The organism is Pseudomonas sp. S34, from assembly GCF_009866745.1.
GTDB lineage: Bacteria > Pseudomonadota > Gammaproteobacteria > Pseudomonadales > Pseudomonadaceae > Aquipseudomonas > Aquipseudomonas jessenii.
Genome location: NZ_CP019398.1, coordinates 880228 through 895100, shown reverse-complemented (window position 1 = coordinate 895100; position 14873 = coordinate 880228). Strand labels below are relative to the sequence as shown.

Below are 14873 nucleotides of genomic sequence, written 5' to 3'. Positions count from 1 at the left end.
CTTCTGCCTCGAATGCGCATCACTCAGGTAGAAGGGGTTTTCTTTTGCCTGCAATAGAGCGACTACGTCTGGCTGTCGCCCTCTTCCTCATCGGAGTCCGGTTCGTCGGTGGTCGAGTCATCGTCGTTGTCCGCACCGCCCTGCCCCTGATCTCCCGGTTCCGATTCGGACTTGGCGATCATCAACCCCGCATAACCCGCCTGCCCGCTCGAAGCCTGCTCCCCGTGATCGATACACTCGGCCCACGCCGTCGAAGCTCCGAGCGAGAGCATCACCATCACCTTCAACAGCAGTAAAACGCGAAACAACCTGTTCATAGCCGATTCCTTCCTTTCGTTGAGTGCCTGTCTGGTGCTGAGTCAAATCTAGTTCCGATCAGCCGGGTTCTCCAGATTGGACGCTATCTGGCGGGGGAAAATGCAGCGGGTTTGGAGACTGGTTTGGAATAGGGGTTATTCACAACTCAACTAACACCGAAGCCCCCTGTTGGAGCGAGCCTGCTCGCGATGGAGGCTAACGATGACGCGCTCTGTCTGGATAAATGCAGCGCGGCTGGAATCATCGCGAGCAGGCTCGCCCCTACAGGCAATTGCGCCAGACAATAAAAAGCCCCGCAGCTTTCGCAACGGGGCTTTTGGATTTTGCAACTCAGCGCTTAGTGATGCTCACGGGTCGCACGGAATTTCACGTCCGGCCAGCGCTCTTCCATCAATGCCAGGTTGACCCGCGTCGGTGCGAGGTAGGTCAGGTGACCACCGCCGTCCAGCGCCAGGTTTTCCACAGCCTTGTTGGAGAATTCCTCAAGCTTCTTCTTGTCGCTGCATTCGATCCAGCGCGCAGAGTAAACAGTGATCGGTTCGTAGGAGCACTCGACCTTGTATTCCTCTTTCAAACGGCTGGCGACCACATCGAACTGCAGCACACCGACGGCGCCGAGGATGATGTCGTTGCTGCGTTCCGGGAAGAACACCTGGGTCGCGCCTTCTTCGGCCAGTTGTTGCAGGCCCTGGCGCAGTTGCTTGGATTTCAGCGGATCTTTCAGGCGTACGCGACGGAACAGTTCCGGGGCGAAGTGTGGAATGCCGGTGAAACCCAGCACTTCGCCTTCGCTGAAGGTGTCGCCGATCTGGATGGTGCCGTGGTTGTGCAAGCCGATGATGTCGCCGGCAAACGCCTCTTCCAGTTGCTCACGCTCGGAGGAGAAGAAGGTCAGCGCGTCGCCGATCCGCACGTCCTTGCCGGTGCGCACGTGGCGCATCTTCATGCCTTTTTCGTACTTGCCGGAGCAGATACGCATGAAGGCGATGCGGTCGCGGTGTTTCGGGTCCATGTTCGCCTGGATCTTGAAGATGAAACCCGAGAACTTCTCTTCCACCGGCTCCACGGTGCGCTCGTTGGCCACGCGTGCCAGTGGGCGCGGCGCCCAATCAACGACGGCGTCGAGGACGTGGTCGACACCGAAGTTGCCCAGTGCCGTACCGAAGAACACCGGAGTCAGTTGACCGTCGAGGAACTCCTGCTGGTTGAACTCGTGGCAGGCGCCCTGCACCAGTTCCAGCTGCTCGATGAAACGTTCGTACTCGTCACCCAGGTGGGCGCGGGCTTCATCGGAGTCGAGCTTCTCGATGATCCTGGTTTCGGTGCGTTCGTGGCCGTGACCGGCGGTGTACACGATGATGTAGTCATCGGCGAGGTGATACACGCCTTTGAAGTCACGGTAGCAACCAATCGGCCAGGTGATCGGCGCAGCCTTGATCTTGAGGACGGCTTCGATTTCGTCGAGCAGTTCGATCGGGTCGCGGATGTCACGGTCGAGTTTGTTGATGAAGCTGACGATCGGCGTGTCACGCAGACGGCAGACGTCCATCAGGGCGATGGTCCGAGGCTCTACACCTTTACCGCCGTCGAGAACCATCAACGCCGAGTCCACCGCCGTCAGGGTGCGATAGGTATCTTCGGAGAAGTCTTCGTGGCCCGGAGTGTCGAGCAGGTTGATCATGTGTTCGCGATACGGGAACTGCATGACCGACGTGGTAATGGAGATACCCCGCTGCTTTTCCATTTCCATCCAGTCGGAGGTGGCATGGCGATCGGATTTACGAGATTTCACCGTACCGGCTACCGCAATCGCCTTGCCCATCAGCAGGAGCTTCTCGGTGATGGTGGTCTTACCGGCATCGGGGTGGGAAATAATGGCGAAAGTGCGGCGTTTCGCGACTTCGGCGGCCTGTTTGGTCATGGGAAATCGCCTGGCAGGTGATTCAAAAAAGGGCGCAGATTATAGCCCAAGTTGATCGAAGAACCGAACCGTTGAGCACATTAGGGGTGGCCAAATGCTGCTTCAGATGGGAACCTTTTAAAGCACGGAGACGTCCACTCCCCCGTAACGACCACTCGTCGGAGGCCTGAAACACCTGCAATTCGGCCTGACGAGGCTGTGCTCATGGCTCGATTGCCGTGCGTTTCCCCCTGTAGGAGCGAGCCTGCTCGCGATGGACGTCAACGATAATGCTGGGTACCTGAAGGTACGCATTGTCTTGAAGTTTTTCGCGAGCAAGCTCGCTCCTACAGTGAAACGCGCTCGGCATGAGCTGCTTATCGCGATCATTTTTTCGGCAGCCAGGAATGGCGTTGCCACACGAGAAAGTGTTCGCCGACTGAAAAAAGGAGTCCGCCTGTGGCTATCCACTATGGCAAAGGGCTGATAGGAGGCGCGCTGGTATTCGCCCTTCTGGCCCTGCTGATCCAATGGATCGGCATCAACACGATCGAACACTACCGCGACGATTTGTTGTTTTACCTGCAAGCTCATCTGGTTCTCGTCCTCGCTTCCATGCTGGCCGCCCTTGTCGTGGGCATTCCTGCCGGCATCCTCCTCAGCCGCCCGTCCATGATCGGCCGTGCCGAACGCTTCATGCAGTTCTTCAACATTGGCAACACCATTCCGCCCCTGGCCGTCCTGGCCATCGCCTTGGGCATCCTCGGCATCGGCAGCGGTCCTGCCATCTTCGCCCTGTTCCTCGCCTCTTTGCTGCCCATCGTGCGCAACACCTACGAAGGCCTGAAAAACGTTCAGGGTTCGCTCAAGGAAGCCGCCGTCGGCATCGGCATGACCCCGCGCCAGGTGCTGTGGAAAGTCGAATTGCCAAACGCGGTGCCGATCATCATCGGTGGTGTGCGTGTGGCATTGGCGATCAATGTCGGGACGGCGCCGCTGGCGTTCCTGATCGGCGCCAACAGTCTCGGCAGCCTGATCTTCCCCGGCATCGCCCTGAACAATCAGCCGCAATTGCTGCTCGGCGCGGCCTGCACCGCCCTGCTGGCCTTGTTGCTCGACGGCCTGGTGACACTCGCCAGCCGCCTCTGGCTCGAACGCGGCTTGCGCCCGTCTTAAGCCTCGGCAAAGGAATCGTCATGAAAACTTCAAGCTTTTTACTAGGCTGCGTCCTGCTGTTCGCAGGATTTGCCCAAGCCACGGAAAAACCGTTGATCCGCATCGGCGCCCGGGTGTTCACCGAACAGACCCTGCTGGCGGAAATCACCTCGCAATACCTGCGCACCAAGGGTTACGAGGTGCAGGTGACCGGCGGCCTGGGCAGCAATCTGGCCCGCAGCGCCCATGAAAGTGGTCAACTGGACATGCTCTGGGAATACACCGGCGTTTCGCTGGTGGCCTACAACCATGTCACTGAAAAACTCGACAGCGAACAGTCCTACGCACGAGTAAAAGAACTCGACGCGAAAAAAGGCCTGGTCTGGCTGACACCGTCGAAATTCAGCAACACCTATGCCCTGGCACTGCCGAAAAACGTTGCTGACCAATACCCGCAGATCAACACCATCAGCGAGCTGAACTCGGTGCTGCGCAAGGAAGCCGAGACCAACAATCTGGTGGCGCTGGATACCGAGTTCGCCAACCGCTCGGACGGTCTTGATGGCATGGTCAAGCTCTACGACATGAACCTGACCCGCAAGAACATCCGCCAGATGGACGCCGGTCTGGTCTACACCGCGCTGCGTAACGGCCAGGTGTTTGCCGGTCTGGTCTACACCACCGACGGTCGCCTCAACGCCTTCAAGCTGAAACTGCTGGAAGACGACAAGCATTACTTCCCCGACTACACCGCCGCACCGGTGGTGCGTCAGGCCTACCTCGATGCGCATCCGCAATTGGCCGAACAACTCAAGCCTCTGGCTGAGCTGTTCGACGACGACACCATGCGCGAGCTCAATGCGCGGGTCGATGTCGATCACCAAAGCCCTTCGTCCGTTGCCGCAGATTTCCTGCGCCAGCATCCAATCAAATAGGGAGGAAAAGCCATGGAATTTCTCAACGCCTTTTCCCACCTCGACTGGCAGCAGGTGATACAGCTGACCGGCCAACACATCACCCTGGTCGGCATCGCCGTGACCCTGGCGATTGTGGTTGGCGTGCCGCTGGGCATCCTGATGACACGCTTCCCGAGCCTCGCCGGGCCTTTGCAAGCCAGCGCCACGGTGCTGCTGACCGTGCCGTCGATTGCCCTGTTTGGCCTGCTGCTGCCGTTCTACTCCAAGTTCGGCCAGGGCCTGGGCCCGATGCCGGCCATCACCGCGGTGTTTCTGTATTCGCTGCTGCCGATCATGCGTAACACCTACCTGGCCCTGACCAACGTCGAACCGGGCATCCGTGAAGCCGCGCGCGGCATCGGCATGACCTTCGGTCAGCGCCTGCGCATGGTCGAATTACCCATTGCCGTGCCGGTGATCCTCGCTGGTGTGCGCACTGCCGTGGTCATGAACATCGGCGTCATGACCATCGCCGCGACCATCGGCGCCGGTGGCCTGGGCGTACTCATCCTCGCTGCCATCAGCCGCAGCGACATGTCGATGCTGATTGTCGGCGCTGTACTGGTCAGTGTGCTGGCGATCATCGCCGACCTGATCCTGCAAGTGCTGCAACGTTCGCTGACTCCAAAAGGACTGCTCAAATGATCGAACTTCAAAACCTCAGCAAGACCTTCCAAAGCAACGGCAAAGACGTGAAAGCCGTGGACTCGGTGAGCCTGACCGTCAACGAAGGCGAGATCTGCGTGTTCCTCGGGCCATCCGGTTGCGGCAAAAGCACCACGCTGAAAATGATCAATCGCCTGATCAAACCGACCTCGGGCAAGATCCTGATCAACGGTGAAGACACCACGGGCCTCGACGAAGTGACGCTGCGCCGCAACATCGGCTACGTCATCCAGCAAATCGGTTTGTTCCCGAACATGACCATCGAGGAGAACATTGTCGTGGTGCCGAAACTGCTCGGCTGGGACAAGCAGAAATGCCACGACCGCGCCCGCGAGTTGATGAGCATGATCAAGCTTGAACCCAAGCAATATCTGCATCGTTATCCACGAGAACTGTCCGGTGGCCAGCAACAGCGGATCGGCGTGATTCGCGCACTGGCCGCCGATGCACCACTGCTATTAATGGACGAGCCGTTCGGGGCAGTCGACCCGATCAACCGCGAGATGATCCAGAACGAGTTCTTCGACATGCAGCGGGCGCTGAACAAGACCGTGATCATGGTCAGCCACGACATCGACGAGGCGATCAAGCTCGGCGACAAGATCGCGATTTTCCGCGCTGGCAAGCTGCTGCAGATCGATCACCCGGACACTTTGCTCGCGCATCCGGCGGATGAGTTTGTCAGCAACTTCGTCGGCCAGGACAGCACACTGAAACGCCTGCTGCTGGTGAAAGCCGAAGATGCGGCGGACAACGCGCCTTCCGTCAGCCCGCATACCCCGGTGGCAGACGCTCTGGAGTTGATGGACGAGCATGACCGACGCTATGTGGTAGTCACTTGTGCCGAGAACAAAGCCCTGGGTTATGTACGACGTCGCGACTTGCACCGTCAGACCGGCACCTGCGCGCAGTACCAACGCGAGTTCAACGCCACGGCGGCGTACGACGAACATTTGCGCATTCTGCTGTCGCGCATGTACGAGTTCAATCGGGCGTGGTTGCCGGTGATGGATGCCGAGCGGGTGTTTTTGGGCGAGGTGACGCAGGAGTCGATAGCGGCTTATTTGAGCTCCGGTCGCTCCCGTGGAATGAAGACCAATATCGTCTCGCCAGCCGAGGCGGTGGTCGCCTGACAGCTCACATAACCAGGTAAAAACACAAAACCTGTGGGAGCGAGCTTGCTCGCGATGGCGTCATTTCAGGCAACTACGATGCTGGCTGTGAAAATGTCATCGCGAGCAAGCTCTCTCCCACAGGTTCTATGCGATTTTCCAGTGATTCGCAGGCCGGAAAAAAATATCAACAGCAGCGTCTGTAAAAGCTATCCGAAAACACGCTCCTGAATAGTCAAATCCCCTCTCAGCCCACCTTTTAGCAGCTAACGTCGCCGATGTTGACGCTATCGTAGTTACTAGCGACTTTGCACACAAAAGCGTCGAACGTGCAGGTATTTTTAACACTCCATAAATCCTCGGGAACATCCGACTGTCATCTGTGTCGGTTACAAAGAGTGATGCCTGCAACGCGCGTCAGAAGAGTGCAAAAACGCGACATTTTTTGTTGATCTCAAGCCCCTCACGCCCTAAAGTTCGCGCCGAACGTCCATGCTGGAAACGATCCATCCGGCTCAAGTACTGACGACGAGACAGCAAGGCCAAGGGAAAGCTGCACTTCCCATGGCCTTTTTGCTTTCGGCGACATGCCTTGGGAAGTAGGCGAACCAAAGTGGGGATACGGAGGACGTTCATTTGCACCCATTGATTAACAACGTTTGCCTTTAGGAGCTCCCAGGTATGTCGATCCAGGTCGAAGACTATTTCGCGCGTGAAACCTTTCAGAAAATGAAGGCGTTCGCCGACAAACAGGAAACCCCGTTCGTGGTGATCGACACCGCGATGATCAGCCAGGCCTATGACGACCTGCGCGCCGGTTTCGAATTCGCCAAGGTCTACTACGCGGTCAAGGCCAACCCGGCCGTCGAGATCATCGACTTGCTCAAAGAGAAAGGCTCGAGCTTCGACATCGCCTCGATCTACGAGCTGGACAAAGTGCTTGGTCGCGGCGTCAGCGCCGACCAGATCAGCTACGGCAACACCATCAAGAAATCCAAGGATATCCGCTACTTCTACGAGAAGGGCGTGCGCCTGTTCGCCACCGACTCCGAAGCCGACCTGCGCAACATCGCCAAGGCCGCACCGGGCTCGAAAGTCTACGTGCGTATCCTGACCGAAGGCTCGACCACCGCCGACTGGCCGTTGTCGCGCAAATTCGGCTGCCAGACCGACATGGCCATGGACCTGCTGATCCTCGCCCGCGACCTGGGCCTGGTGCCTTACGGCATCTCGTTCCACGTCGGCTCGCAGCAGCGCGACATCAGCGTCTGGGACGCGGCGATCGCCAAGGTCAAAGTGATCTTCGAGCGCCTGAAGGAAGAAGACGGTATCCACCTGAAGCTGATCAACATGGGTGGCGGCTTCCCGGCCAACTACATCACCCGCACCAACAGCCTGGAAACCTACGCCGAGGAAATCATCCGCTTCCTGAAGGAAGACTTCGGTGATGACTTGCCGGAAATCATCCTGGAGCCAGGCCGCTCGCTGATCGCCAACGCCGGCATCCTGGTTAGCGAAGTGGTACTGGTTGCACGTAAATCCCGTACCGCGGTAGAGCGTTGGGTGTACACGGATGTGGGCAAGTTCTCCGGCCTGATCGAAACCATGGACGAAGCCATCAAGTTCCCGATCTGGACCGAGAAGAAAGGCGAAATGGAAGAAGTGGTCATCGCCGGTCCAACCTGCGACAGCGCCGACATCATGTACGAAAACTACAAGTACGGCCTGCCGCTGAACCTGGCCATCGGTGATCGCCTGTACTGGCTGTCGACCGGTGCGTACACCACCAGTTACAGCGCCGTCGAGTTCAATGGCTTCCCGCCGCTGAAGTCGTTCTACGTGTAAATACTGCGTAGAAAACAAAAAGCCCATGACCTGTCATGGGCTTTTTCATTTACGCCACCCTCTGTGGGAGCGAGCTTGCTCGCGATGGCGATAGCTCAATCAACATTGATGCTGAATGTCATGACGTCATGACGTCATCGCGAGCAAGCTCGCTCCCACAAAGGCTCAAGAGACTGGGGTTAATTCTTCGGCACGATGATGGAATTCGTGGGCCAGTGCCTGGATCCTCGGATCGACCGCGCCCATCAGCGCCTGACTCGCCACTCGCAGAAAATTCAGGTTGCCACCGGCCAACGCCTTGCGCAGCCAGACCAACGCATCCTCGATATTCCCTTCGTCGGTCAAGACTGCAGCAAAGCTGAACTGCCCGCGAAAATCCCCGCCCTCGGCCGAACGTCGATACCAGTCACGCGCCGCTGCCGGATTCACCGGACAGAACCGCCCTTCTTCCAGATACCGCCCCAACAGATTCATCGATTTTGCATGGCCCAACTCAGCCGCACGGCGATAGAGACTCAGTGCCTGAAGCTGATCCTCAACCACCCCGCGACCGGTCGCCAGCAGATTGGCGTAGTTGTACATCGCCCAATCCAGCCCTGCAGTGGCGGCAAGTCGGTAATGCCTGGCCGCTAGCGATGCATCGGCAGCGCAGCCCCAACCATGCTCATGGCAACGACCGAGCATGTTGCGCGCCATGAGGTGCCCCTGGCGCGCTGCGATGCCGAACCAGCTCAGCGCCAGCGGTTGGTCCTGCGCGATCCCCTGGCCGTCGAGCAGAATCTGCCCGAGCAAGGCCTGGGCTTCGACCTCTCCTTCTCGTGCGGCAATCAGGATGGCCTGGGCCGCACGGGCCGGACTTTCGTCGAGCATCGCGCGCAGGCGCTCACCGTCGAGCATTTCCTCGCGGCGTAAACGAAAATCCGCCACTTAGACCTCGACCCAGCGACGCAACAGGTTGTGATACGTCCCGGTCAGGCGGATCAGCGATGGATGATCGGGCACATCGCGGGTCAGTTGCTGGATTGCCCCGTCCATCTCGAACAACAGGGCGCGCTGGCTGTCTTCACGCACCAGGCTTTGCGTCCAGAAAAACGAGGCGAGTCGCGCTCCGCGTGTCACCGCATTGACCTTGTGCAGACTGGTGCCGGGATACAGCACCATGTCGCCGGCAGGCAGCTTCACCCGTTGGGTGCCGAAGGTGTCCTGGATCTCCAGCTCGCCGCCGTCGTAATCCTCCGGCTCGCTGAAGAACAGCGTGGCGGACAAATCCGTTCGCACCCGCTCGATGCTGCCTTTTGGCTGACGTACCGCGTTGTCGATATGGAAGTCGAAACTGCCACCGGCTGTGTAACAGTTCACTAACGGAGGGAAGACTTTGTGCGGTAACGCTGCTGACATGAACAGCGGATTTTTCCACAGCCGCTCCAGCATCGCCGCGCCGATCTCCTTGGCCAGCGGGTGACCTTCCGGCAACTGCAAATTGTGTTTGGCCTTCGCCGACTGGTAGCCGGCGGTGATCTTGCCATCGGCCCAATCGGCTTGCTCCAGAGCCTCGCGAATGCGCTGCACCTCGTCTTTTTCAAACAGGCCGGGAATGTGCAGCAGCATGACAAAAGCACCTGAAACCAAAGGGATGCCAATGGTATTGATTCTTATTGCCTGTGTAAAACACATCTGACGAATGAGTCAGCAGAAACCGTAAGGGTAAATTGTAAAGAATGTAAATTCAGTGCGAATAGTAATGTTTCGCAATTGATACGAATACGTGTTTACCCTATATTCCGCGGCCTCAAATCCTTGGGGAGGGGAACTCAAATGTCGCGTCAACAACCACAAGTACCGGTCAGTTCACCACGTCTGCTCGCATCGGCCATCGGCATGGCGATTACTGCCGGCTCTGCGGGCCACATGGTTTTCGCGGCGGAAAAAGCCGACGAAAAAGCACCGGGCAATGTGATTTCGCTGGGCGCCACCGCCATCACCGGCGAAGCCCAGGACGAGACGACCTACAACGTAGAGAAAGCCTCCTCGCCCAAGTACACCGCGCCGCTGGTGGACACACCGCGCTCGATCACCGTCATTCCGCAACAAGTGTTGAAAGACACGGGCGCCATGAACATGCAGGACGCCCTGCGCACCATTCCAGGCATCACCTTCGGTGCCGGTGAAGGCGGCAACCCACAGGGCGACCGTCCGTTCATTCGCGGCTTTGACGCCCAGGGCGATACCTACCTGGACGGCGTTCGCGATACCGGTTCCCAGAGCCGCGAGATCTTCGCCGTGGAATCGATCGAAGTCAGCAAAGGCCCGAACTCTGCCATCGGCGGTCGCGGCGCTGCAGGCGGCAGCATCAACCTGGTCAGCAAGAAAGCTCACCTGGGCAATTCGTTCGATGGTGGTTTCACCTGGGGCTCCGACCAGACCCAGCGCTACACCATGGACGGCAACTATCAGTTCACCGACACTGCCGCTGGCCGTCTGAACCTGATGAGCCATGAGAGCAACGTCGCCGGACGTGACAGCGTCGACTACGACCGCTGGGGTGTCGCACCGTCCCTGGCTTTCGGCCTGGGTACAGACACTCGCGTCAACCTCGACTACTACCACCTCGAAAGCAACGACACGCCGGATTCGGGCATTCCGTACTCGATCCCGACCACTCTCGCGGCTGGACGCACCAAGTCCAACCCGGACAAGCCGAATGACGGCGGCGACAGCAGCAATTTCTATGGTCTGACCGACCGCGACTTCCGCAAGACCCGCACCGACACCGCGACCTTCGCCATCGAGCACGACCTGAGCGACTCGCTGACCATCAAGAACACCCTGCGTCACGGCACCAGCATGCAGGATTACATCCTGACCCAGCCGGACGACAGTAAAGGCAACGTCAACAACGGCAGCGTCTGGCGCCGGGCGAACACCCGCGTGAGCAACACCGAGACCACCACCAACCAGACCGACCTGTTTGGTGATATCTACATCGCCGGGTTCAAGAACAGCTTCTCCACCGGTGTCGAATACACCCACGAGGAAAGTGAAAAGTCCTCGTACAACGTCAACACGGACACCACCCCGGGAACGGCAGCGGTAACCAACAACTGCTCGCCGGCACTGATCGGCGCGCCAAGCGGTTACAACTGCACCTCGCTGTCCAACCCGACGCCGAATGATCCGTGGAGCGGTGCCATCTCCCGCAACTACGCAGGCACCGATACCAAGGCCAACACCTACGCACTGTATGTATTCGACACCCTGACGTTGTCCGAGCAGTGGCTGGTGAACATGGGCCTGCGCTACGACCATTTCGACACCGACTACAAAACCTTCAACGGTTCCAGCGTGACCACGTCCAAGGGCGATGACACCAGCGAGTTCGTTACCGGTCAGTTCGGTGTGGTGTACAAACCAGCGGAAAACGGCAGCATCTATGCCTCCTATGCGACGTCTGCCACTCCACCAGGCAACACCCTTGGCGATGGCGCGGAAGGCAACCCGTTGGGTGGCACGCCGGATCGCAACGGCAACCTGCTCAAAAGCGACATGGAGCCGGAAACCACCAAGAACTACGAAATCGGTACCAAGTGGGATCTGCTGAACGATCGTTTGTCCCTGACTGCCGACATCTTCCGCACCGAGAAAGAAAACGCTCGTGTGCAAACCAACACCACTACGTTTGAAAACGTCGGCAAAACCCGCGTTCAAGGTATCGAACTGTCGGCCACCGGCAAGCTCACCGACAAATGGCAGGTCTTCGCCGGTTACGCCTACATGGACAGCGAGCAAGTCGATGGCGGCGACCTGCCGGCAAACAAAGCCAACAACGGCAACGAACTGCCTAACACGCCGAAAAACAGCGCCAGCCTGTGGACGACCTATCAGGTCACGCCAAGGCTGACCATCGGTGGCGGTGCGTTCTATGTCGATGATGTGTTCGGCAGTGCCGCCAACACCACCATGGTCGATTCCTACGTTCGTTACGACGCAATGGCGGCCTACAAGCTGACCAAGAACGTCGACCTGCAACTGAACGTACAGAACCTGACCGACGAAACCTACTACGACAAGGCGTTCTCGACTCACTTCGCCAACCAGGCGGCCGGTCGTACCGCTTTGCTGAGCACCAACTTCCACTTCTGATTGCCACTCACACTGCAATCCCTGTGGGAGCGAGCTTGCTCGCGATGACGTCGCCACATTCAACATTTATGTTGGCCGACACACCGCTATCGCGAACAAGCTCGCTCCCACAGGAGAGGGTGAAATCAGACCCGGCCCCGTTCATCCACATGAACGGGGCCTTTGTGCGTAAAAAAGAATGCTTCTCGACAACCCCACGGCATAATGCGCGCCGTGATGAATCAACTTGAACGAACAAGGCGAGCGACGTGTTGAAGAAAACCCTGTTCCAGTTGCACTGGTTTTTCGGCATCAGCGCCGGGCTGGTCCTGGCCCTGATGGGCATCACCGGGGCGGCGGTGTCGTTTCAGGATGAAATCCTGAGCACACTCAATCCTTCTGTGTTGCAGGTCGAGAAACAGGTCGCCGGTGTGCTGCCGCCCGTCGAACTGGTGGAGCGAATCGAAGCCGCATCGGGCAAAAAAGTCTCGATGCTCACGGTGGAAACCGACAGCGGCAGCGCCGCCAAAGTGTGGTTCACCCCGCCGCCGGGTGAACGCCGTGGCGAGATGCGCTACTTCGACCCGTACACCGCCGAGTTCCTCGGCGACGCCACTGGCCAGGGCTTTTTCGGCCTGATGCTGCAACTGCACCGTTTCCTCGCCATGGGCGACACGGGTCGGCAGATCACCGGCGCGTGCACGCTGATCCTGGTGTTCTTCTGCCTGTCCGGCCTGTACCTGCGCTGGCCTCGCCAGTGGAAAAGCTGGCGGACCTGGCTGACCCTGGACTGGAAGAAAAAGGGCCGCAGCTTCAACTGGGACCTGCACTCGGTGGCCGGCACTTGGTGCCTGGTGTTTTACCTCTTGGCGGCGCTGACCGGGTTGTCCTGGTCCTACGAGTGGTACAACAAAGGCCTGACCCGGTTGCTCTCCGACTCACCACAGAGCGAACGCGTGCGCGGCGGACGCGGCCCTGCGCCAAGCGGTCCGGCACCGACGGCCGATTACGCGGCGATGTGGAGCAGCATCTACAGTGCGGCCGGTCCGCAACTCAGCTCCTATAACGTGCGCATGCCGCCCGTGGCCGGCCAACCGGCGACCGTTTACTTCCTGCTGAAAACTTCGCCTCACGACCGCGCCCTGAACCAGATCACCCTTGACCCGGCCACCGGCGTGGTCAAACGGGTTGATCGCTACAGCGACAAGAGCCTCAAGGCGCAACTGCTGACCAGCATCTATGCGCTGCACGTCGGTAGTTACTTCGGCATCATCGGGCGCATTATCCTGACCATCGCCTCGCTGACCATGCCGCTGTTCTTCATCACCGGCTGGATGCTGTACCTGGATCGTCGGCGCAAAAAGCGCCAGATCAAGGATGCACGCAAAGATCTCGTGCAAACCGCCAGCGACGCGCCGGCGTGGCTGATCGGCTTCGCCAGCCAAAGTGGTTTTGCCGAACAGCTGGCATGGCAAACCGCCGGACAATTGCAGGCCGCAGGCTTGCCGGTCAAAGTGCAGCCATTGGCAGACGTCAGCGAGCAGGACTTGCATGAATCGAACAATGCCTTGTTCGTCGTCAGCACCTTCGGCGACGGCGAAGCACCGGACAGCGCCCGCAGTTTCGAGCGCAAGGTACTGGGCCGGACACCGAGCCTGGGACGCCTGAATTACGCCGTCCTGGGGTTGGGCGACCGGCAGTATCAACACTTCTGCGGTTTCGCCAAACGCCTGCACGCCTGGTTGGGCGAACAGGGCGCAAAGACCCTGTTCGCCCCGGTGGAGGTCGACAGCGGTGACCCTTACGCCTTGCGCCACTGGCAACAGCAACTGGGCCTGTTGACCGGCCAGGCCCCCGTGGATACCTGGCAAGCGCCCAGCTACGACAACTGGACCCTGCTGCATCGTGAACTGCTCAATCCGGACAGCAGTGGCTCGCCGGTGTACTTGTTGGGCCTCAAGCCTCCTTCCACCAGCAGCTGGCTGGCGGGCGACCTGGTGGAAGTGATGCCGCGCAACTGCACGTGGGCCATCGAGCACTTCCTCGATGGCATGGGGATTCACGGTGAAACCAAGGTGCAACTCAACGGCCTGGAAGAAACCCTCGAACAGGCCCTGGCCAGCCGCCAGTTGCCGGAGAACCGCGCCCACCTGGTCGGCCTGCACGCCCAAGCGTTGGCAGAGGCCCTCGTGCCGCTGGCCATGCGCGAGTATTCCATTGCGTCGATCCCGGCCGATGGCGTGCTGGAATTGATCGTGCGTCAGGAAGTGCATGCCGACGGCAACCTCGGTGTCGGTTCCGGCTGGCTGACCGAACACGCGCCGGTGGGCAGTTCCATCAGCCTGCGCGTGCGGCGCAACAGTGGTTTCCATCTGCCGGCCCAACCGGTGCCGATGATCCTGCTGGGCAATGGTACGGGCCTGGCCGGGTTGCGCAGCCTGCTCAAGGCCCGGATTGCCGATGGTCAGCAACGCCAGTGGCTGCTGTTTGGCGAGCGCCACCGCGAGCACGATTACCTGTGCCGAAAGGAGCTGGAGGAGTGGCTGATCAATGGTGATCTGGCGCGCCTCGACCTGGCATTTTCCCGCGACCAGGCCGAAAAGATTTACGTACAGGATCGCCTGCGTGAATCGGCGGCCGAGCTCAAGAAGTGGCTGGCGGACGATGCGGTGATCTACATCTGCGGCAGCCTTCAAGGCATGGCTTCGGGCGTGGATCAGGTGCTCAACGAAGTGTTGGGTAGTGCCGAAGTGGAGCGTCTGATCGAACAGGGCCGCTACCGCCGCGACGTGTACTGATTCA

The 14873-nt window shown here is 59.2% G+C and carries 11 protein-coding genes; 7 read left to right on the top strand and 4 right to left on the bottom strand.

All coding sequences use genetic code 11. The features are described 5' to 3' along the window. Positions 1–62: 62 nt before the first annotated feature. The gene (locus PspS34_RS03790) at positions 63–317 is read right to left on the bottom strand and encodes a hypothetical protein (protein WP_057716452.1); all 255 of its coding nucleotides are present in this window, start codon (positions 315–317) and stop codon (positions 63–65) included. 338 nt (positions 318–655) lie between these two features. Next, complete coding sequence (locus PspS34_RS03785) at positions 656–2239, bottom strand: peptide chain release factor 3 (RefSeq protein WP_057716453.1); 1584 nt, start codon at positions 2237–2239, stop codon at positions 656–658. A gap of 438 nt (positions 2240–2677) precedes the next feature. Between PspS34_RS03785 and PspS34_RS03780 the strand changes: the two genes are divergently transcribed. From PspS34_RS03780 to PspS34_RS03760, 5 genes are all read left to right on the top strand, one after another. Further along, entirely contained in the window at positions 2678–3394 is a 717-nt protein-coding gene (locus PspS34_RS03780) for an ABC transporter permease (RefSeq protein ID WP_057716454.1), read from the top strand. Between the two features lie 20 nt (positions 3395–3414). After that, positions 3415–4308 (top strand): glycine betaine ABC transporter substrate-binding protein, encoded by an 894-nt coding sequence (locus tag PspS34_RS03775; RefSeq protein ID WP_154861577.1) that lies wholly within the window; start codon positions 3415–3417, stop codon positions 4306–4308. 12 nt (positions 4309–4320) lie between these two features. After that, positions 4321–4974 (top strand): ABC transporter permease, encoded by a 654-nt coding sequence (locus tag PspS34_RS03770; protein ID WP_057716456.1) that lies wholly within the window; start codon positions 4321–4323, stop codon positions 4972–4974. After that, a complete protein-coding gene (locus PspS34_RS03765) occupies positions 4971–6128 on the top strand; it encodes an ABC transporter ATP-binding protein (protein WP_154861576.1) in 1158 nt (385 codons plus the stop codon). Before PspS34_RS03770 ends, PspS34_RS03765 begins: the two co-directional genes overlap by 4 nt. Positions 6129–6788: 660 nt before the next feature. Next, positions 6789–7952, top strand: a complete 1164-nt coding sequence (locus PspS34_RS03760) for a type III PLP-dependent enzyme (RefSeq protein WP_056728269.1) — start codon at positions 6789–6791, stop codon at positions 7950–7952. 165 nt (positions 7953–8117) lie between these two features. Here the strand turns inward: PspS34_RS03760 and PspS34_RS03755 are convergent, their stop codons facing one another. Then, complete coding sequence (locus PspS34_RS03755; RefSeq protein ID WP_154861739.1) at positions 8118–8849, bottom strand: tetratricopeptide repeat protein; 732 nt, start codon at positions 8847–8849, stop codon at positions 8118–8120. A 30-nt stretch (positions 8850–8879) separates the two neighbouring features. Next, positions 8880–9560: a Fe2+-dependent dioxygenase gene (locus PspS34_RS03750; RefSeq protein ID WP_090453057.1), complete on the bottom strand. Its 681-nt coding sequence runs from the start codon at positions 9558–9560 to the stop codon at positions 8880–8882. A 207-nt stretch (positions 9561–9767) separates the two neighbouring features. Between PspS34_RS03750 and PspS34_RS03745 the strand changes: the two genes are divergently transcribed. Beyond that, complete coding sequence (locus PspS34_RS03745) at positions 9768–12092, top strand: TonB-dependent siderophore receptor (RefSeq protein ID WP_057716460.1); 2325 nt, start codon at positions 9768–9770, stop codon at positions 12090–12092. A 248-nt stretch (positions 12093–12340) separates the two neighbouring features. Further along, positions 12341–14869 (top strand): sulfite reductase flavoprotein subunit alpha, encoded by a 2529-nt coding sequence (locus tag PspS34_RS03740; protein WP_154861575.1) that lies wholly within the window; start codon positions 12341–12343, stop codon positions 14867–14869. Positions 14870–14873: the final 4 nt, after the last annotated feature.